General features: G+C 44.7%; 19 protein-coding genes. 10 read left to right on the top strand and 9 right to left on the bottom strand.

Translation table 11 applies throughout. The features are described 5' to 3' along the window. Positions 1-10: 10 nt before the first annotated feature. On the bottom strand, positions 11-631 hold the full coding sequence (locus L1076_RS02625; protein WP_038867386.1) for a LysE family translocator: 621 nt from the start codon (positions 629-631) through the stop codon (positions 11-13). A 751-nt stretch (positions 632-1,382) separates the two neighbouring features. Between L1076_RS02625 and L1076_RS02620 the strand changes: the two genes are divergently transcribed. The 4 genes from L1076_RS02620 (at position 1,383) to phaC (ending at position 5,575) form a co-directional block, all read left to right on the top strand. Next, on the top strand, positions 1,383-2,123 hold the full coding sequence (locus L1076_RS02620) for an SDR family oxidoreductase (RefSeq protein WP_038867388.1): 741 nt from the start codon (positions 1,383-1,385) through the stop codon (positions 2,121-2,123). Between the two features lie 10 nt (positions 2,124-2,133). Then, positions 2,134-3,342, top strand: a complete 1,209-nt coding sequence (locus tag L1076_RS02615) for an acetyl-CoA C-acetyltransferase (RefSeq protein WP_042604491.1) — start codon at positions 2,134-2,136, stop codon at positions 3,340-3,342. 43 nt (positions 3,343-3,385) lie between these two features. Next, positions 3,386-3,733, top strand: a complete 348-nt coding sequence (locus L1076_RS02610) for a phasin family protein (protein WP_038867394.1) — start codon at positions 3,386-3,388, stop codon at positions 3,731-3,733. 66 nt (positions 3,734-3,799) lie between these two features. Next, the gene (gene phaC, locus L1076_RS02605; RefSeq protein WP_237303080.1) at positions 3,800-5,575 is read left to right on the top strand and encodes a class I poly(R)-hydroxyalkanoic acid synthase; all 1,776 of its coding nucleotides are present in this window, start codon (positions 3,800-3,802) and stop codon (positions 5,573-5,575) included. Between the two features lie 262 nt (positions 5,576-5,837). Here the strand turns inward: phaC and L1076_RS02600 are convergent, their stop codons facing one another. From L1076_RS02600 to napF, 6 genes are all read right to left on the bottom strand, one after another. Then, the gene (locus L1076_RS02600) at positions 5,838-5,972 is read right to left on the bottom strand and encodes a TIGR02808 family protein (protein ID WP_009704753.1); all 135 of its coding nucleotides are present in this window, start codon (positions 5,970-5,972) and stop codon (positions 5,838-5,840) included. 15 nt (positions 5,973-5,987) lie between these two features. After that, on the bottom strand, positions 5,988-6,566 hold the full coding sequence (locus tag L1076_RS02595) for a NapC/NirT family cytochrome c (RefSeq protein WP_038877611.1): 579 nt from the start codon (positions 6,564-6,566) through the stop codon (positions 5,988-5,990). Between the two features lie 29 nt (positions 6,567-6,595). Further along, a complete protein-coding gene (locus L1076_RS02590) occupies positions 6,596-7,051 on the bottom strand; it encodes a nitrate reductase cytochrome c-type subunit (RefSeq protein WP_038877609.1) in 456 nt (151 codons plus the stop codon). 76 nt (positions 7,052-7,127) lie between these two features. After that, a complete protein-coding gene (gene napA / locus L1076_RS02585) occupies positions 7,128-9,617 on the bottom strand; it encodes a periplasmic nitrate reductase subunit alpha (protein WP_038877605.1) in 2,490 nt (829 codons plus the stop codon). Beyond that, positions 9,614-9,922: a chaperone NapD gene (locus tag L1076_RS02580; protein ID WP_038877602.1), complete on the bottom strand. Its 309-nt coding sequence runs from the start codon at positions 9,920-9,922 to the stop codon at positions 9,614-9,616. Before L1076_RS02580 ends, napA begins: the two co-directional genes overlap by 4 nt. A 42-nt stretch (positions 9,923-9,964) precedes the next feature. Continuing rightward, on the bottom strand, positions 9,965-10,450 hold the full coding sequence (napF, locus tag L1076_RS02575; RefSeq protein ID WP_082041419.1) for a ferredoxin-type protein NapF: 486 nt from the start codon (positions 10,448-10,450) through the stop codon (positions 9,965-9,967). 246 nt (positions 10,451-10,696) lie between these two features. Here napF and narQ point away from each other — a divergent pair, with 246 nt between their 5' ends. Both narQ and L1076_RS02565 read left to right on the top strand, forming a co-directional pair. After that, positions 10,697-12,433, top strand: a complete 1,737-nt coding sequence (narQ, locus tag L1076_RS02570) for a nitrate/nitrite two-component system sensor histidine kinase NarQ (RefSeq protein WP_104037475.1) — start codon at positions 10,697-10,699, stop codon at positions 12,431-12,433. Further along, complete coding sequence (locus tag L1076_RS02565) at positions 12,420-13,052, top strand: response regulator (protein WP_227740525.1); 633 nt, start codon at positions 12,420-12,422, stop codon at positions 13,050-13,052. The genes narQ and L1076_RS02565 overlap by 14 nt, the downstream gene beginning before the upstream one ends. A 51-nt stretch (positions 13,053-13,103) precedes the next feature. Here the strand turns inward: L1076_RS02565 and L1076_RS02560 are convergent, their stop codons facing one another. Further along, on the bottom strand, positions 13,104-13,277 hold the full coding sequence (locus L1076_RS02560) for a hypothetical protein (protein WP_038867409.1): 174 nt from the start codon (positions 13,275-13,277) through the stop codon (positions 13,104-13,106). Between the two features lie 263 nt (positions 13,278-13,540). Here L1076_RS02560 and L1076_RS02555 point away from each other — a divergent pair, with 263 nt between their 5' ends. Together L1076_RS02555 and pepT are read left to right on the top strand one after the other, a co-directional pair. Beyond that, positions 13,541-14,401, top strand: a complete 861-nt coding sequence (locus L1076_RS02555; RefSeq protein ID WP_038877598.1) for a DUF6279 family lipoprotein — start codon at positions 13,541-13,543, stop codon at positions 14,399-14,401. Between the two features lie 190 nt (positions 14,402-14,591). After that, on the top strand, positions 14,592-15,821 hold the full coding sequence (gene pepT, locus L1076_RS02550) for a peptidase T (RefSeq protein WP_042603276.1): 1,230 nt from the start codon (positions 14,592-14,594) through the stop codon (positions 15,819-15,821). 69 nt (positions 15,822-15,890) lie between these two features. Here pepT and L1076_RS02545 read toward each other — a convergent pair whose 3' ends face one another. Continuing rightward, positions 15,891-16,349 (bottom strand): cytidine/deoxycytidylate deaminase family protein, encoded by a 459-nt coding sequence (locus L1076_RS02545; protein WP_045398369.1) that lies wholly within the window; start codon positions 16,347-16,349, stop codon positions 15,891-15,893. Between the two features lie 347 nt (positions 16,350-16,696). Here L1076_RS02545 and vmeY point away from each other — a divergent pair, with 347 nt between their 5' ends. Next, the gene (vmeY, locus tag L1076_RS02540; protein WP_038867417.1) at positions 16,697-17,824 is read left to right on the top strand and encodes a multidrug efflux RND transporter periplasmic adaptor subunit VmeY; all 1,128 of its coding nucleotides are present in this window, start codon (positions 16,697-16,699) and stop codon (positions 17,822-17,824) included. Positions 17,825-17,832: 8 nt separating this feature from the next. Continuing rightward, positions 17,833-20,985 carry a multidrug efflux RND transporter permease subunit VmeZ gene (vmeZ, locus tag L1076_RS02535; protein WP_039978065.1) on the top strand — a complete coding sequence of 1,051 codons (3,153 nt, stop codon included), beginning with the start codon at positions 17,833-17,835 and terminating at the stop codon, positions 20,983-20,985. The last annotated feature ends 19 nt before the right edge of the window (positions 20,986-21,004 follow it).

The raw sequence follows: 21,004 nt of genomic DNA, 5'->3' as shown, positions 1-21,004 counted from the left end.
GCTTGCTGAATTAGCTCAATAACAACCAAACACCGACACCCATCATCAAAGTGCCTGCAATTCGGTTCATCAAGCGCACGTTTTTTGATTGGCCTAGTAAACGTTTAAGTCCTTTGCCACCAGTAGCGTAAAGAGACATACAGATGAACTCAAATAGCAAAATAATAGAGACGAGAACAACAAGTTGAGGCGTGAGTGCTGCACTTTGATCGATAAACGGAGGGAGAAGTGAAATCATGAACGCCCACCCCTTTGGGTTTGCGATGGCTGTAATAAACCCTTGAAGCACCAAATCCCAGTTACCACTAGTCGGGACATCAATACTATCAACATTGATTGCGAGCTTACCTCGTGAACGCCACATTTCAATTCCCAGATAGAGCAGGTAGCTAGCGCCAATCAGTTTGAGCGCAGTAAACAGCCATGGGTAGTTGAGCATGATTGCGGCAATACCAAGTACTGCAGAGACAGAAACCAGCGCCACCCCAACTAATTCTCCTGCCATCATCCACAGGGTTCTTCGGTAGCCGATGCTCATGCCTAACGTGAGCGCGAGTGTCATACACATGCCAGGCGTGATAGAAACAAAGAAAAAGGTGGGGATAAACATGGTCAGCAAAGCGGTATTCATATTAGTGATTATTGTATTATTAGCTAGTCAGGCAACAAAGATAGTGCAAAGTGCTCTTCGATGCCATAGATAAAAGTCGTTACCTTCCTGGGCATCCATCTACCTTTCAACTATTTAATAAAAATAAAATAGTAATTAAATGATTGCGACATATTAGTGCTTGCATGCACCAAATGGTGACATTTATAAAAAGTTGGTTTTTAAATAAGCCTATATTAAGGAAAATATTTCTGGGTTTTTATTTATTTTACGTTGATTTAATTGTCATTAAAGGTTTGATGCTAATTAAAATTTTAATGCAAGGTGATATCTAAATAAATGATATATTTAATATTTGTAAGGTCATCTATTGGAACTATTACTCCAATGATTTAATTAAGAATTATTAGTTTAGAAACCAAAGATGATCTTTCACTCTTTGTAAATGCAATAAACATAAAAATTCGTATAAGTGACTGAAATAAAGATGGTTTTAATCATTGTTGATTAAGTTGTCTATAATTTAAGTCTTTTTGAATCAATTGTTTAAGTGTATTTAACCTTTCTATAACATTTCATTGCTAGTGAGATCTAAATCAATCTTATGCAAATGAATGAGTTTTTTATTTGAAATGTAATATTTCTAGGTTAACTTAAAATAAAAGGCAGCAGAGGATTTGTTGCCATAAGAATAAATTTATATGTCAGTTGGCGAAATATTTCGCCAGTGTCTTAATTCGCTTTTTTAATGCCGTTAAGAATGGAGTCTTCAATGAAGAAAGTCGCTTTGATCACTGGATCAAAAGGCGGAATTGGTTCTGCTATTTCCTCTCAATTAGTTAATGATGGTTACCGAGTAATTGCTACTTACTTTACTGGTAACTATGAGTGTGCGTTGGAATGGTTTAATGAAAAAGGGTTCAATAAAGATCAGGTACGTCTTTTTGAACTAGATGTAACGAACACCGCTCAATGTGCTGAAAAACTAGCACTTTTACTTGAGGAAGAAGGAACCGTTGATGTCGTCGTCAATAATGCAGGAATCACACGCGATGGCGTGTTTAAAAAGATGACTGCACAAGCTTGGAACGACGTCATTAATACCAACCTAAATAGCTTGTTCAACGTGACACAGCCGCTTTTTGCAACCATGTGCGAAAAAGGTGGTGGTCGTATTATTAACATCTCTTCTGTTAATGGCCTGAAAGGCCAGTTTGGTCAAGCAAACTATTCAGCGGCTAAGGCTGGCATGATTGGTTTTTCTAAAGCATTGGCATATGAGGGGGCTCGCTCCGGCGTAACGGTAAACGTTATTGCTCCGGGTTACACAGGGACACCAATGGTTGAACAAATGAAACCGGAAGTGCTGGAGTCTATCACCAACCAGATCCCAATGAAGCGTTTAGCAACGCCTGAAGAAATTGCATCATCCGTAAGCTTCCTAGTGAGTGATGCCGGCGCTTACATCACCGGTGAAACACTGTCGGTGAACGGCGGCCTATACATGAGCTAAGGAGAAGATGATGAAAAAAGTATTTGTTATTGCAGCGAAACGTACACCGATTGGCGCGTTTGGCGGAAGCTTAAAAAACACGTCAGCGGGCAATCTAGCGGCGGTTGCAATTAAAGGTGCGCTTGAGGCGGCATCACTAACGGGCGATAAAGTCGATGAAGTGATCGTTGGTAACGTTATTGCAGCAGGGCAAGGTATGGGCGTTGGTCGTCAAGCCGCGATGTTTGCCGGTATTCCCGAGTCTGTGCCAGCTTATGGCGTGAACATGGTTTGCGGCAGTGGTATGAAAACTGTCATGGATGGCGTTTCTCATATTCGCAGTGGCGATGCACAAGTGGTTGTGGCTGCAGGTGTCGAGGTAATGTCACAAATCCCATTCATCGTGCCTAGCGTTGTACGTGATGGCAATAAGATGGGCAACATGGAGTTGAAAGATCTCCTCATTGCTGACGGTTTGACGGACGTTTACAACCAATACCACATGGGTGTTACCGCCGAAAATGTTGCGAAAGAGGTTGGTTTGACGCGCCAACAGCAAGACGAATATGCGCTAGCGAGCCAACAAAAGGCTGTCGCTGCGATTGAAGCGGGCAAGTTCAAAGACGAAATTGTGCCGGTCGAAGTTAAACAACGTCGTGAAACCGTCGTGTTTGATACGGATGAATACCCTAAAGCAAACGCAACACTGGAAGGCTTGAGTAAACTGCGCCCAGCTTTTGACCGTGAAGGTACGGTAACAGCAGGCAACGCTTCCGGCATTAATGACGGTGCTAGTGCCATTATCCTTGCTTCTGAGAGTGCAGTTCAGGAACTCGGCTTAACGCCAATCGCTGAAATCGTAAGTTATGCGCAGTCTGGTCTGGATCCAAAAATTATGGGTCTTGGTCCGGTTGAATCGGTAAACAAAGCGTTGAACAAAGCCGACCTGAAAACCAGCGATATTGACGTTTATGAGCTGAATGAAGCCTTTGCTGCACAAGCTTTGGGTGTGATTCATAAATTGGCAGAAACCAACCAAGTTCCTGTGAGCTCAATTCAAGACAAAGCCAACTTTAATGGTGGTGCAATCGCATTGGGCCACCCTCTAGGTGCATCAGGTAACCGCATTTTGGTTACGTTAGTACACGAACTTCACAAACAAGACGGTCAGTACGGTGTTGCTTCACTTTGTGTAGGCGGCGGTATGGGCACGGCTGTGGTTGTAAAAGCAGTTAAGTAGTTATTTAAACGGATATTTTAATTCTTTCTCTAGGAGATAAACCATGTACACTGATTTCTTCAAAACTTTTAGCGATCAAACTGAAAAGAACCTTGAACCATACTTGAAGTTCAACAAGCTAGTGACCAAGAATGTAGAAGTGCTTACAGAGCTTCAACTGAATGCAATCCGCACATATAGCGAAGTTGGCCTAAACCAAATGAAAGCAGCGTCAGAAATCAAAGACGTCACTTCTTTAACGGCGTTTAACAGCCAGCAACTAAGCGTGCTTACAAAGCTTTCTCAACAAATGATGGATGACAGCAACAAGTTGCAATCTATCGCAAAAGAATTCAAAGAAGACGTTGAACAAATGACTTCGGAAAATCTAAAGACTGTTACTCCTGCGTAATACGTCCACTTTTCGCCGCCCGAGTTCTTGGGCGGCGTTATTCTTTCCGAATATAGGAGTAAGACTATGTTTCAGCACTTCTTTTCGGACTATCTTGTTAAGCTTCAAGAAACCAATCATCAGTGGTGGCATGATTTCGAAGTCAACAAGGCAGTCGTGAATTCTCCTTTGAATAAGGCCATGCAAGAAGTGAACTTCGAAGACACGGCTAAACTGTTCGAACAAGCCGCCAATCAACCAGCTGCGATTTTAAAACTCCAAGCTGAGTGGTGGGAGCAACAACTGCAAATATGGCAGAACGTGGCGTTAGCTGGTAACCAGGCACAAATCATCGAAGCAGAGAAGGGTGATAAGCGTTTCTCTAACGAAGCTTGGCAAAACGAAGCGATGTACAGCTTCATCAAACAATCCTACCTATTGTTTAGTAAGACTTATCTCGACACTCTGGATTCTATTGAAGGGTTGGATGAGAAGACGAAAGAACGCATTACCTTCTTCTCTCGCCAAGCCATCAATGCACTCTCTCCTTCAAACTTTATCGCGACTAACCCAGAGCTGCTTAAACTGACGTTAGAGAAAAATGGTGAAAACCTTCTAACGGGTTTGGAAAAGCTGAAAGAGGACGTAGAGTCAAGCGCAGACATTCTGAAAGTACGAATGACAAACAACAATGCTTTCCGTGTTGGTGATGATGTGGCGACAACCGCAGGCGATGTTGTGTTTCAAAATGAGTTGTTTGAGCTCATTCAATACCGTCCATTGACAGAAAAAGTGAACGCGACACCTCTTCTGATCGTTCCTCCTTTCATCAACAAATATTACATCCTTGATCTTACCGCGAAGAACTCAATGGTTCGTTGGTTGTTAGAGCAAGGTCATAGCGTGTTTATGATGTCGTGGCGCAACCCAGGTAAAGAGCAAGCTCAAGTTGAGTTTGGTGACTACGTGACGGAAGGCGTCGCCAAAGCAGTTACGGCCATCGAAGACGTAACGGGTCAAGAGCAGATAAATGCGGCTGGTTACTGTATTGGTGGTACGGTCTTGGCCAGTACCGTGGCGTACTATGCTGCGAAACGTATGAAGAAACGCATTAAATCTGCAAGCTTCTTTACCACTCTACTGGACTTCTCTCAGCCGGGCGAAGTAGGGGCGTACATCAACGATACCATCATCAGTGCAATTGAGACGCAAAACAACGCGAAAGGTTACATGGATGGCCGCTCACTCAGCGTTACCTTCAGCCTATTACGCGAGAACAGTCTGTACTGGAATTACTACGTGGACAATTACCTCAAAGGCAACAGCCCTGTAGACTTCGATCTTCTGTACTGGAACAGCGACAGCACCAATGTGAGCGCTGCTTCCCACAACTTCTTATTGCGTGAACTCTATCTAGAGAACAAGCTTGTTCAAGACAAGGGCGTGAAGATCGGTGGCGTCTGGATCGATCTGAATAAGATTAAGATCCCGAGCTACTTTGTATCGACCAAAGAAGACCATATCGCATTGTGGCAAGGAACCTATCGTGGTGCACTCAATACTGGCGGCAATAAGACCTTTGTGTTGGGGGAGTCTGGTCATATCGCGGGGATCGTTAATCATCCTGCTAAAAATAAGTATGGCTACTGGTTAAACGACAACCTTGATGATTCTGCTGATGAATGGTTTAACAATGCTAACCATCAGGAGGGTTCTTGGTGGACACACTGGCATCAATGGTTAATGCAGTTCAACCCAGAAGAGCAGGTCGAACCGTTCCCAGTTGGTTCTGAGCAAAATCCGGCTATTGATGAAGCTCCGGGTCAATACGTTCGACAAGTTCTGCCTATTAAAGAGTCCTAAACTGCTCCTCACAGCAGTATTATTTGGCGGCCTATAGGGTCGCCTTTTTTATCTGTGTTACTTCTCTTAGATCACTTCTAATTCGTTGACCCCAAATAGCCTTAGATTGAACCGTAGGGAAGGTGATTAGTTTGGGAGGGTTGTATATGGAGAGCAATAACCAAAGCGTACTCTTTGCCCGTTAGAAAGAAAAAACGCCAAGTAAATGCTTGGCGTTTTCCGTCAACAAAATAGGCAAAAATGTTGACTGACTAGAGGTAAATTACACCTCTTTATCCTTACCTAGTGAAAGTAGCCATAGAGAGACTGCTGCTACCCCCACAAAGCCGGAAAGAATAATCACGGGCATTGCGCTATATCCAAGGAAATGCCAGATAAAGGATTCTAGATTGCTCATTGTCTGTGTTTCTCCTTATTGCCAGCCTTCAACACCATGCATGTCTGGCAGTTTATGTGCAATACCTTTGTGACAGTCTACACACGTTTTATCGCCATTTGCGAGTGCTGTTGAGTGTTGTTTTGCACTTCGTGAACCTTGTTCTGAGAAGTCCATGTATTCAAACTCGTGACAGTTACGACACTCTAAAGAGTCGTTCTTCTTCAAGCGAGCCCATTCTCGCTCCGCGAGGTGTGCGCGGCGAGCTTGGAATTTTTCAGGAGTATCAATGGTCTTCGTCACATAGTGAGCAAATAGCTCCTTGGATGCCTGAACTTTACGTACGATTTTATCTGTCCATTCGTGCGGTACGTGACAATCTGAACAAATTGCACGAACACCAGAACGGTTAGAATAGTGAATCGTTTCTTGAATTTCTGCAACGATAGGGGCGTGACAGCCAGAACAGAACTCTTCCGTGTTGGTTGCCTCCATCCCGGTGTTAAATGCGCCCCAGAATAGAAGACCACCAGCAAACCCCAAGAATAATACTACGCCAACCGCAGCTTTACTCGGGCTTGTTAGCCTCTTCCAAAACGCTTTCAATAATTTCATAGATAGCCTCTTATCTTTCCACGCAGCACTTATTTCAGTGCGTCAACGCTCTTGAATTCGTTTTCAACAAGCGGCTTAGCATTAGCTTGAGGAACGTGACACTGCAAACAGAAGTAACGACGTGGTGACATGTCTGCAAGTACAGCATCGTCACGGTTAACGTAGTGGGTCACACTGATTTTGGTAGCGCCCATTTCTTTCGCGTTTTTCCAGCTATGGCATGAAAGACATTTGTTTGCGTTTAGAGAAACTTCGTACCCACGGATGTTATGTGGGATCAATGGTGGTTGGTATACGAAGCTGCTATCAAGAACTTGTTCGCGAGGGAACTTCTTGAAATCATCAGCAGGGCGAGTGTCCTCAAGCTGAGAAGCGCCGCGCAATGAATCTAGACCACCAGTACCACCTGGATTATCAAGTTCTGCAAATACGCTACCACTGATCAGGGCACCTACTGACAAAAGTGCAACAAGTAATTTTTTCATCTTACAATCTCCGCCTTATGGCTTAATTCTTTATTTGGCCGCTGCGGACAGCGGCCATGCAATCGAGGTATGAGTATTAAGCGATCTTAGTGATCTTGACTGGACACTTCTTAAAGTCTGTCTGTTTAGACAGTGGGTCAGTCGCATCAAGGATGAGCTTGTTAATCAAAATACGAGCATCAAAGAATGGTACGAATACCAAGCCTTTTGGTGGACGGTTACGGCCGCGAGTTTCTACACGTACGCGAACTTCGCCACGTTTGTTTGCCATCAGAACTTCCTCACCACGGCGAACGTTGCGAGCTTTAGCGTCATCAGGGTGCATGTAACACACCGCATCTGGAACCGCTTTGTATAGCTCAGGGACACGGCGCGTCATTGTACCTGTGTGCCAGTGTTCAAGAACACGGCCAGTACATAACCACATGTCAAACTCTTCATTTGGTACTTCCGGTGGCGCTTCGTATGGTGCAGAGATGATCAATGCTTTGTTATCTGGCTTACCGTAGAAGTCCCAACCAGAGCCAGCTTTCGCATATGGATCTGAGCCTTCTTTGTAACGCCATAATGTCTCTTTACCATCAACCACAGGCCAGCGTAGACCTCGTACGGTGTGGTAAACGTCATACGGTGCTAGATCGTGACCATGGCCACGGCCGAACGTTGCGTACTCTTCAAACAGACCTTTTTGGATGTAGTAACCGAAGTGGTGTGCGTCATCATTTAGTTCACGAGCTTCTTCAATTGGGAACTGATCTACCTGACCGTTCTTGAAGAGCATGTCGTACATGGTTTTACCACGGTATTCCGGTGCTTTAGCTAGTAGTTCTTCTGGCCACACTTCTTCCATCTTGAAGCGTTTTGAAAATTCCATTACTTGCCATAGGTCAGATTTCGCTTCACCTACCGTACCCACTTGTTGATACCAAGCTTGAGTACGACGTTCTGCGTTACCATATGCACCTTCTTTCTCGATCCACATCGCGGTAGGAAGGATAAGGTCACCAGCTTGCGCGGTTGCTGTTGGGTATGGGTCAGATACGACGATGAAGTTTTCTGGGTTACGGTAACCAGGAAGACGTTCAGCATTGATGTTAGGACCAGCTTGCATGTTGTTGTTACATTGAACCCAGTAACAGTTCAATACACCATCGTTCAACATGCGGTCTTGCAGTACCGCGTGGAAACCTGGTTTTGGTGGAATAGTGCCTTCTGGCAGCTTCCAGATACCTTCTGCAATTTTACGGTGTTTAGGGTTAGCAACAACCATGTCAGCAGGTAGGCGGTGCGCGAACGTACCAACTTCACGAGCTGTACCACATGCTGATGGCTGGCCTGTTAGTGAGAATGGGCTGTTGCCCGGAGTCGCAATCTTACCGGTCAGTAGGTGGATGTTGTAAACCAAGTTGTTCATCCATACACCACGAGTATGTTGGTTCATACCCATCGTCCATAGGGACATGACTTTCGTGTTTGGATCCGCGTATTGCTTCGCTAGCTCGATCAGTTTTTCAGGTGCAACACCTGAAAGCTCTGATGCTTTTTCTACAGTGTAAGGCGCAACCGATGCTTTGTACTCTTCAAAGCTGATCGGGCTCATTTTGCCTGAGTTTGGATTTTTCGCCGCTTTTTGTAGTGGATCGTCATCACGTAGACCGTAACCAATATCAGTGTCAGCTTGGGTGAAGTTAGTATGTTTATTTACAAAATCCCAGTTCACTGCATCATTTTCGATGATGTAGTTTGCGATGAAGTTAGCAATCGCTAGGTCAGACTGAGGATTGAAAATGTAGCCGTGATCTGCCAACTCAAATGAACGGTGGTAGTAAGTAGAAAGCACGTTCACTTTAACGTGAGGGTGGCTTAGGCGACGGTCAGTAATACGAGTCCAAAGTACAGGGTGCATTTCTGCCATGTTTGAACCCCAAAGAACGAATGCATCAGCGTTCTCGAAGTCATCGTAACAACCCATTGGCTCATCGATACCAAATGCACGCATGAAGCCAACTACAGCAGATGCCATACAGTGACGTGCGTTAGGGTCGATATTGTTAGAGCGGAAACCTGCTTTCATCATTTTTGCAGCAGCGTAACCTTCCATTACGGTCCATTGACCAGAACCGAACATACCCACGCTGGTTGGGCCTTTTTTCTCTAGAGATGCTTTCCATTTCTCTGCCATGATGTCGAAAGCAGCGTCCCAAGAGATCGGTGCGAAATCTCCGTTCTTATCATATTTACCATCTGTCATACGCAGCATTGGCGTAGTCAGACGATCTTGGCCATACATGATTTTTGAAAGGAAGTAACCTTTGATACAGTTCAGGCCTTTGTTTACCGGCGCTTCAGGGTCACCCTGTGTTGCTACTACTTTACCGTTTTGAGTACCAACAAGAACAGAACAGCCTGTACCACAGAAACGACAAGGCGCTTTGTCCCATGTGATTTTGGTTTGATCAGAGCTTGCAATCAGGTTTGTTGCAGAAGCTGGTAGTGTAATACCTGCGACAGCAGCAGCTGATGCAGCCGCGTTTGCTTTCACAAACGCACGTCTTGTCATTTTCATACTTCACCCTCAATTTGGGAATGTTGTGTTCCAGTGTCTTTTTCGTCCGTTTCTTCTAGCCCAGTTTCGATTTGGTGATAAACCAAAACCGTGCTCAAGACATTCGGTAAATTATTAATCGCATCGATAGTGTCTGTGATGAAACCTTGGTTCTCTGTTTCAAGCACAACGATGATTTTGCCTTCAGGACTGTCGCCGTAGATTTCCGCATTTTCATATGTTTCGATCTGGGTTTTCGTCTCTGCTAAATGTTCAGGCAGAACATGCACTACCAGACTTGAAATATGCACTTCGTTTAGTGACATACGTCTCTCTCGTTTTATTGCCTTTCACCGACCACTGACGGTTCAGGCTGTTATATTGCTCACATTGATGGATGAAGTAGGGCACACTGAAACGCATGCGCCGCAGCCGTTACACTCATCAAGGTCTAAATTTGGTTGTGCCACCTTGCCCAGTTCCAATTTGAACCGGATTGCCATTGAGTCACACATGTCCCCGCAGCTTCGGCACTCGACATTTTGCTTAGCTAAACAACTATCGGTGATGCTCGCTTTTGCCTGCCATGGCTGTTCTGTTTCTGATAAGAACAAGGGTTCAGGACAAACATTGGCGCATTGATAACAAAAAGTGCATTCATCGATAGAAAAGTCGACCGCAGGAAATCCACCGTCGCTTTTGATTATAATTTTGGTTTCACATGCCTCGACGCATTTACCGCAACGAGTGCAGTCGTCTGTAAACTGCGTTGGCTTCGCTATCCAAGGAAGACGTAAGGAATTATCCTGTTGCGTTTTTCTAGCAAAAAGTCTTCTTCGAGAAAGGTCTACCACTTAGTCACCTCAAAATTAGAAACCCAAACTAAGCATAGTCCACAATTTCATTAATAAACTGTCATTTAAGTACACGAAATTGTAGTTTTTGACATATATCTATAAATACCTCTTAGGGGGTAATTCGAATGCAATATTGTTTTGGATCAATAAATTCCGACGCAGGTGATCACATATTGATAAAGTTGAAAGATAATACGTGTTGTATAAAGGCAAACATGGTTATCAAATGAGCGGAGTTCAGAGTTGTTTAAAAATGTGAAAAAGTCAGTAACACGTACAATTGCATCTGCCATGATGTTGATTTTACTTCTTTCTGTGGCGACTACTGGCTTTGCTATTTTCACTTTAGCATCAAGCTTGAACGATGCAGAGGCAGTAAACGTTGCTGGTTCAATGCGAATGCAGAGTTATCGGTTAGCTCATGATATTCAAAGTGAATCTGTTGATTATTCTTCACACATTGATTTATTTGAAGCTTCAATCTATTCACATTCTATGAGAGCGCTTCAGCATTGGACGGTGCCCGAAGACATCACAAAAGACTATTACCGGCTGATTCTGCGTTGGCATGAACTTAAATCGGTATTAAAGAGCCAAGATCGGACTCAATACTTGGTTTTAGTCGCTGGTTTTGTTCAACAAATTGATGCCTTTGTTTTTAAGCTACAAAACTATTCTGAGCAAAAACTCATCAACCTAGCATGGATTGGTGGGTTGGGGCTTGGCGGGATTCTGTGCGCAAGCATGTTTGTTGTGCATTTTATTCGGTTAGAAGTGGTAAGGCCGTTACGCGCTTTGGTAGCGGCAAGTGAGCAGATTAAAAACCGCTCATTTGATGTGTCTCTCAATGTATCAAGTGACAATGAGATGGGCATTTTAACCCGAACATTCAATCGGATGGCGATGGATCTAGGCAATTTGTATCGTGGTCTTGAAAAAGCGGTTGATGAGAAAACTCGCAAGTTACAACACGCAAATCAGTCGCTCCAAGTACTCTACGATTCGTCAAAAGAGCTGACGGCGTCACGTATTCATCAAGAAAATTTTCAGGCGATTTTACAACATATTGCAAGTTTGGAAGGAATTCGTGCAGTTAAGCTTGAAATTGACCAAATTGGTGAGCCAAATTGGATACTGACTGAAGGGGAAAAGTGCCGACACGGTTGTGATACCGATTGTCACAGTGAGACATTAACGTTAGATGGTGAGCATCTTGGTTATTTACATTGGAAAGCCGGATTACCTTGCCCAAATGAAACATTGATTGGCAACTTTGTCCAAATCTTATCTCGTGCGGTATATTACAATCGTGCGCAGCGACAAGCCGAGCAGTTGTTGTTGATGGAAGAGCGAGCAACCATTGCCCGAGAGTTGCATGACTCTTTAGCACAGGCTTTGTCTTATTTAAAAATACAAGTCTCGTTGCTTAAACGCAGTGTGAAGAATATTCCCGATGAGAAAGCGATAGCCCAAACCAATCAGGTGATTGCTGAGCTTGATACCGGATTGTCAGCCGCGTACACCCAATTACGTGAACTTTTGACCACCTTCCGTCTTACCATCAAAGAAGGCAGTTTTGGGCAAGCGCTTCAAGAAATGGTCGCGACGTTAGACGAACAAACAACAGCGGAAATCTCTTTGAATAATAAGCTTTCATCAACGGAATTAGACGCGCATCAACAGGTGCATCTACTACAGTTGATCAGAGAAGCGACAATAAATGCGATAAAACACGCTCAAGCTAAGAATATTAAGATCCAATGTCTTGATTCTGGTGGGAAAGTCACAGTGACCGTAGCCGATGATGGTATAGGCTTTGATCAACAGAGCGAGAAATTAAATCATTATGGTATGAGTATCATGCAAGAACGTGCTGCAAGATTGCACGCCGACCTCAGTATAGAGGCAGAAAAAAATGATGGTTGTATCGTGAGACTAGAATTCCAACATAGTAAGGAAGTAAACATTGACAGTGTGTAAAGTAATGCTGGTGGACGATCACCCACTCATGAGACGTGGTATTCATCAGTTGCTAAGTTTTGAGTCAGACTTTGAAGTTATCGCAGAGGCCAGTAGTGGTGCGGATGCGGTCGCAAAAGCTCACGAACTTGAGCTGGATTTGGTGCTTCTGGATCTGAATATGAAAGGCATGTCTGGGTTGGACACGCTTAAAGCACTTCGTGCCGATGGTTGTGAAGCTCGCATTGTAATCCTGACGGTTTCTGATAGCCCTGCGGATATTGAAGCGATTGTGCGTAGCGGAGCAGACGGATACTTACTAAAAGATACCGAGCCAGATGAATTAGTTGAGCTACTAAAACAAGCACATGAAGGTGACAAGGCCTACAGCCAAGCGGTTGCGAAATACTTGAACGAGCGTTCAGGACAAGAGGATGTGTTTGACTCGCTGACCGATCGCGAGACACAGATCCTGCAAGAGGTAGCACGTGGCTTCCGTAATAAACAGATCGCAGATCGCCTGTTTATCTCTGAGTCGACGGTAAAAGTACACATGAAGAGTCTACTCAAAAAGCTGAAAGTACCTTCACGTACTGCAGCAACCGTGCTTTACCTAGAGCGCTTTGGTGAAATTAAGTAACTTACTCTGAGTGCTTTAGATGCAAAAACCGCCCAAATTTAGGCGGTTTTTTTATTTGTCTGGGCGAATAGAGTACAAATCGCTATTGTATTTACCGCACTCTAAATAGTAATGATGTGCCGCTTTCTTATCTTCCGCGACCACTCTCATACTGTGTATTTTCCCCTGTTCAAAGTAACGAATTTCGTACTCTACAATCGTATCAAGTTGCTCAGCAGCAGCCATGCTACGCCTCCATAAACTATCCTGTTGTTATTGATGCAATTTATATGCCATTTAAGGAACGCCGTCTCGTTCATGTTTTGGTCGATAATTGCGCACTAACTCACTTTTTTGCGGATAGTTGTGATAAAAAAGTTAATTTCAAACTCTATATACTACGAGGGTGGCAAAAAGACTTTGCCATACTGACGAAAGTTTGCCGCAATACTAAGTGATTTAGGGTGAGTATAGAACTTAATCAATAAAAAAGGGAATATGGATCGGTGATGAAATTTAAAAGTTTATCCAATAAAGCGGTTCGATATGGATTTGTATTGATATCTATTGTGTTGTTAGCCGGATGTGCAAAAAAGTTTTTATACAGCAATATAGACTGGGTTGTGATTGAATATTTAGACGATTACGTTTCTCTTGATGGAGAGCAAGAGTCGTTGCTTGAAGAGCGTATTTTATTACTGGCCGATTGGCATAAAGAGGAAGAATTACCTTTATATATCGATCACTTAAAACAATTAGAGTCACTGAATAAAGACAACGTGACGCTAGAGTCATTGCAAGCGAACCGAGATCAAATGCGAGACCACTACCAACGTCTTGTCTCGAAAGCCGCGCCGGACCTCTTCTCGCTGAGTATGCAGTTAGACACTAAGCAAGAATCGGAGTTTGTCGACAGTGTAAAAGAGCGTTACAAAGAAAGAGATGAAAAATACGCAGGGAAAACGGAACAAGAGCTGCGAGAAATTGTCTTAGAGAATACAGAAGAGTGGATGGAAGAGTGGCTTGGTAAATTATCTAACCAGCAAAAAGTGCGCGCGAAACAACTTTCTAAAGAGGTGATTATAAATAGTCCGTTATGGCGAGATTACCGCTCGTCAATAATTCAGGAGTTAGAGTACCTTTTCGAAAATAAAACCAACACTGTTGTTTACCAGCAGGTATTCATGAAGCTCTTATTCGAGCCGGAAAGTTATTATAGTGATCAATTGAGGGACAATATTGATCGTAATATCGAACTGACGGATCAATTCACTCTAGATATATCCCAATCGATGAGTGATAAACAATGGCGACATTTTCATGGCAAAATTCGTGAATGGCGTGAGCTTGCTGAAGAACTACTGAATTAATACTCGATAAAACAATCTGTTAGTGTGAGTGCTGGTAGGGCATACCAGCACTTTCTGATGAAAAACTGATTCAAAGCAAATTCTTATTGTGGCATGAGCGTAACATGGCTTGTCGAACCATGTTGGATAGGATCCTCGCACACCCATGTATCCCTTGTGCGGGCCTTCACCCAAAACAATGAGAATAATTATGAAGCATTTAGTTGAAAGATTTCTTCGCTACGTCACGTTCGATACTCAATCAAATCCCCACGAGAGCGCCTGCCCAAGTACTGGCGGTCAGTTAGTTTTTGCTCAGCATTTAAAGAAAGAGATGCAGGAACTCGGATTGAGCAACGTAACCTTGAGTGATAACGGTTACCTAATGGCAAAATTACCGTCGAATGTTGATTACGCTGTGCCTGCTATCGGTTTTATTGCTCACATGGATACCGCGCCTGATGCTTCAGGCAAAAACGTAAATCCCCAGTTTATTGAAGATTACCAAGGCGGTGATATCGCTCTTGGTCTAGGTGATGAAGTGCTTTCTCCGGTGCAGTATCCAGATCTGCATGAACTTCATGGCCACAACCTAATTACCACTGACGGCACAACGTTGCTTGGCGCTGACAACAAAGCGGGTATTGCAGAGATTCTATCTGCCGTTGCCATGTTGATCGAAAACCCAGAAATCCCACACGGTGATATTTGTATCGGCTTTACTCCCGATGAAGAGATTGGTCGCGGTGCTGATTTGTTCGATGTAGAAAAGTTTGGCGCGCAATGGGCATACACTATCGACGGTGGCCCTCAAGGAGAATTGGAATACGAAAACTTCAACGCGACCAGTGCAGATGTTATTTTCCATGGCGTAAGTGTTCATCCAGGTACTGCTAAAGGTAAACTGGTTAACGCTATGAACTTGGCTGCGAAATTCCAAGTGCAGATGCCAGAAGATCAAACGCCAGAAACGACAGAAGGCTACGAAGGTTTCTTTCATCTTAAATCTGGTGAACTTGGTGTCGCCCGCAGTGAGCTAGGTTACATCATCCGTGATTTCGATCGTGAAGGACTTGAAAGCCGTAAAGCCTTTATGCAGAAGCTAGTCGATGACATGAACGCGGGGCTGAAGCATGGCTCGGTTGATTTGAAGTTAACTGACAGCTATTACAACATGCGAGAGATGGTAGAGCCTTACCCTCACATTATCGAACTCGCTAAATTAGCGATGGAAGAGTGCGATGTGGAGCCACTTATTAAACCGATACGCGGTGGTACAGACGGTGCGCGCCTATCATTTATGGGCTTACCTTGTCCGAACATCTTTACCGGCGGTTATAACTTCCATGGCATTCATGAATTTATCTCGGTAGAAATGATGGAGAAATCAGTACAAGTCATTGTGAAAATTGCTGAACTTACCGCGAAGAAGCATAGCTAAGTGTCACGCTAGATACAAAAAGCCCAGACAGTGTCTGGGCTTTCTTATTTTTTGGCGTCTTAATCAGAATTAGCGAACATCTTTTTCTTCAATGTCGCTTACTGGTAACCAGTTTACTTCAACGCCTGCTTGGTCAAACATATCTTGGCTCACTTGAATCTTGTCACCCCATCGAGACAAAAAGTCTTCTGATTGTTCTGGACAGCTTACTCGAGCGATCCCGGTTTGGATGATCTTTGCTGCGCAGTTTGGACAAGGGAAGTGGGTTACCCAAATATCACAACCGTCTAAATCGCGTTTAGAGAACAGAATCGCATTCTCTTCTGCGTGTAGTGTTTTGAGGTATTTTAGCTCACGTTCATCTGTATCAACGCTGTCAGACACGCCATGTGGGTAGCCGTTGAAGCCTACCGAAACAATGCGGTTCTGTTTAGTGATTACCGCACCGACCTGTGTAGATGGGTCTTTACTCCAAGACGCCACTAACTCAGCCATTTGGTAAAAACGTTTCTCCCATTTAGAAATCATACTCATCCTCGGTCGAAAGCTTTGAATTAATTGCATGATAACCCATTCTGTTTAAAAAAATAGTCAAATCATGCTTCCTCTCAACGAAGTTTTCACTTTATTAACTCATATAACAATGATTGCGTAAAAAAATGGCAATGATGAAGTGAGTTACCAAGATGATTTTCATGTTAAACCACGAACATGATCGCAACATTTTTAGCGCCATTATTACTATGTTTGCGAGTCGTTTCATCAGCTTACACTTTGAAACACATTCCCTTATTTCTCTTGAAGTTTTCGGACAAAGCTCCCTGTAAGGTTAGGGTATTGTCAATTGAATCCTGTTCTATAAAGACGGTATATACATGCAAAAGAAACCACTCGTCGCATTAATGGCGGCAACAGCTATCCTCGCGGGATGCGGAGAAGCAAACAATGCCCAGAAGGGGAGCCAAGCTCCTCTTGTTGTGACTCAGGATGTCACAATTATCGACTACCAGCCGAGTAAATCTTACATCGGCCGCATTGAAGCAGTAGAAGATACGAATATTACGGCACAAGTCTCCGGCTACCTCGAAGCTCGCCATTTTGACGAAGGTCAAATGGTCGAAAAAGGAGCGCTGTTGTACTCCATAGAGCCTTCTTCTTTCGAAGCTCAAGTGGCGAGTGCTAAAGCAGCACTAGCTCAAGCGAAAGCAGCATTGAAAAAAGCGGAGCTTGATCACCAACGCGGCAAAAACTTGCTTCCTCGTGGCAGTATTTCGCAATCCGAGTTTGATGCATTAACGGCAACGTTACTTGGTGCTCGTGCTGAATTGGAAGCCGCAAATGCGCAGCTTAAACTGGCGGAAGTTAACCTTTCTTATACGCAAATCCGAGCGCCATTTAGCGGTCGCATCAGTGACAGTAAAGTAAGTACGGGCGATCTACTTTCTCCATCTTCTGGCATCCTAACTACACTGGTTAGCTTAGACCCAGTACATACTTCATTCAGCGTGAGCGAACGTGAGCGTTTAACGCTTGGAATGGATCGTATCAAAGGTGATGGGAGTGCTGAGTCGAGTGGGGTAGAGGTTCAACTTGAACTTGAAAACGGCGAGTACTTCGAGCATCTCGGTCAGTTGGATTTCTTGGGTAACCGTATCAATACTCAGACGGGTACGATTGCTATGCGTGCTTTGGTGCCAAACCCAGAACAGAAATTACTTCCTGGTCAGCATATTAAAGTGAACTTGCGTGATAAAAACGCGAAAGACGTGATCGTTGTACCACGTCGTGCGGTTCAAACTGACCTCGAAGGTGACTTCGTTATGGTGACGGCAGAAGGTAATGTTGCTGAACGTCGCAATGTGAAGCTTGGTCCACAAGTCGAGCAGGGCATCATCATTAATGAAGGTCTAGAACAGGACGATACGGTCATTACACAAGGTCTGCAACGTGTGCGTAACGGCGTAGAAGTGCGCATTCAAGCACCTGCTGAAGACAAGCAGTAGGAGGCGGAATGTTAAGTCGTTTCTTTATACAAAGACCAAAGTTTGCACTGGTAATTTCGATCATTTTGACGTTGGCAGGTGCCATCTCTTTAGCGATCCTACCCGTTGCTGAATATCCTAAAATCAGCCCGCCATCGGTGAGCGTGACGGCGTTTTACACTGGCGCGAGTGCCGAAGTGGTTGAACAGGCGATAGCCGACCCCATAGAGACCTCCGTCAATGGCGTAGAAAACATGATTTACATGTCTTCGAAAAGCGCGAATGACGGTTCGTACAGCCTAAATGTCACCTTTGATGTAGGCACAGACCCAGACATGGCTCAGGTTAACGTGCAAAACCGAGTGTCACAGATTGAGTCCAAGTTGCCTCAAGAAGTGCGTATGGTTGGTGTCACGGTGAAAAAGCGTTCTCCGGACCTGTTGATGGTTCTGAACTTCTACTCGCCAGATGGTAAGTATGATGACAAGTTCCTTATCAACTACATCAACCTGAACGTGAAAGATCAGCTTGCGCGCGTCAAGGGCATCAGTGAGGTTAACGTTATCGGTGGTGGTGAATACGCAATGCGTGTTTGGTTGGATCCAGAGAAGATGGCCAACCTCAACCTAACCACGAGCGACGTATACGCGGCGTTAGCTGAACAAAACGTTCAAGTTGCTGCAGGACGTGTTGGCGCTGCGCCTTACAATAATCCGCAAGAAGTTCAGTTTAACCTAGTGACCAAAGGTCGTTTGGAAAGCGTGAGTGAGTTCGAAGACGTGGTTCTTCGTGCTAATTCAGACGGTTCAACGGTGTACCTGAAAGACGTTGCTCGTGTTGAACTTGGTAAAAAGTTCTACGACGGTAACGGTAAGTTCCGTGGTCAAGACGCTTCTATCGTGGCGCTGTCTTTGCAATCGGATGCGAATGCACTGGAAAGTGGTAAGGCGGTCATGGACTTGCTGGATCGCCTAAGTACAAACTTCCCTGAAGGTATGGCTTACGAAACCAGTTACGATACAACCGTATTTGTTGCCGAATCGATTAAGGGTGTTGTCAAAACGCTGATTGAAGCAATCTTGCTGGTAATCGCAGTGACTTATCTGTTCTTGGGGAGTGCGCGTGCAACCTTAATTCCGGTGGTGGCCATTCCGGTGTCGCTTATTGGTACCTTTGCCATCATGCAGGCCACAGGCTTCACCATAAACACAGTAACGCTGTTTGGTTTGATTCTCGCTATCGGTATCGTTGTAGATGATGCGATTCTGGTTATCGAAAACGTGGATACCACGATGGCGAAAGACCCGAGTATTTCACCGCGTAAAGCAACCTTGATCGCAATGAAAGAGGTGACGGGTCCAATTGTTACGTCGACTTTGGTTCTATTAGCAGTATTCCTTCCAGTTGCCATGCTTCCGGGTATCACTGGCATCATGTATCGTCAGTTTGCACTGACCATCTGTATTTCAGTTGTTATTTCCTCGATTAACGCACTAACACTGTCTCCAGCGTTATGTTCGTTGGTATTGAAACAGGGTGGTGGCAACACGGCAAACTGGTTCCAAGCGTTTAACCGTGGTCTTGAGCGAGTGACTGCGCGCTATGGTCAAATTGCGGGCTTCCTAGTGAAGAAGTCGATCCTACTGATCACCTTCTTCTTTGTTGCGGTTGCTGCAGTAACCTTCTTTGCGAAAACGACGTCAACGGCGTTTGTACCCCAAGAAGATAAGGGCATCTTGCTGGTTAACGTGCAACTTCCAGATTCCGCTTCGCTTTCTCGTACTGAGGAAGTGACAAATGATCTGATGAAGATGGTGGAACAGGAACCGGGCGTGGATGGTGTTACCGTTGCGAATGGATACTCATTCATGACAGGTGCCGCAGCATCAAACGGTGCGTCTCTGTTTATCAAACTGCATGATTGGGATACGCGAAATGGTTTAGATGGAGAGCACTCTGCCAATGCGATTGCGAACCGTATTAACGGTCGAGCTGCAATGGAGCTTCCTCAAGCTATCGTCTTTGCCATGGGACCACCTGCGGTTCCGGGTATGGGTGCGGCATCTGGTTTTGAATTCGTACTTGAAGATACGCTAGGCCGTAGCCGTACAGACCTATCAATGGTTATGGGCGAGATGATTCAGGCTGCTAACCAAGCGCCTGAAATTGCTTACACTTTCAGTACGTTCCGTGCCAACGTTCCGCATTACTACGTCGACATTGACCGTGAAAAAGCGCAACAGTTAGGCATCCCACTGTCGTCTATTTTCCAAACTCTACAAGGTAACCTTGGTTCACTTTACGTGAATGACTTTACTATGTTCGGTAAAAACTTCCGCGTAACGATGCAGGCAGACAGTGAACACCGCAGCAGCATGGAAGATTTAGAGCGTTTCCACGTTCGTTCTTCTGGTGGTGATATGGTGCCGTTGAGTACGCTAGTGAGTTATGAGCAAGTGTTTGAACCGGATGTAGCATGGCGATACAACATGTACCGCAGTGCCATTATCCAAGGTCAGCCAGCTCCGGGTTACTCAAGTGGTGATGCCATTGCAGCAATGGAACGCGTTGCGGCAGAAGTTCTGCCACAAGGTTACACTTACGAATGGACGGGCATGGCCTACCAAGAGGTGCTAGCGGGTAACCAAGCGATTTATGCGTTTGCGTTGGCGTTGATCTTCATTTATTTGTTCATGGTAGCGCAATACGAAAGTTGGACGATTCCACTTGCAATTATCCTAGTGGTGCCAGTAGCGACGTTGGGGTCCTTCCTCGCATTGAACCTAACAGGCACACCTCTCAACTTGTACGCGCAGATAGGTCTCGTCCTACTCATAGCGCTCGCGGCGAAGAATGCAATCCTTATTGTGGAATTCGCCAAGCAAGAGCGTGAAGAGAAAGATGTGGATATCGATAGTGCGGCTGTTCAAGGTGGTAAACTGCGTTTCCGTGCGGTGAACATGACTTCTTGGTCGTTCATCTTGGGTATCTTCCCGTTGATCTTTGCGGCGGGTGCAGGTCACGTGAGTCAGAACTCGTTGGGTATCTCGTTGATAGGGGGGCTACTCTGCGTGCTGCTAGCGGGTACTTTCTTGATACCAGGCTTCTACGCATTGGTACAGAGAAAGCGTGAGAAAATCCATGGCGGAAGTACCAAGCTTGTTCCTCTTGATGATGAATAAACGCTGAGTTCACTCTGAA

The organism is Vibrio sp. MMG023, assembly GCF_021654215.1.
GTDB lineage: Bacteria > Pseudomonadota > Gammaproteobacteria > Enterobacterales > Vibrionaceae > Vibrio > Vibrio jasicida.
Note: the sequence above shows the minus strand (reverse complement) of the source record. Positions and strands in the feature narration are given on the sequence as shown.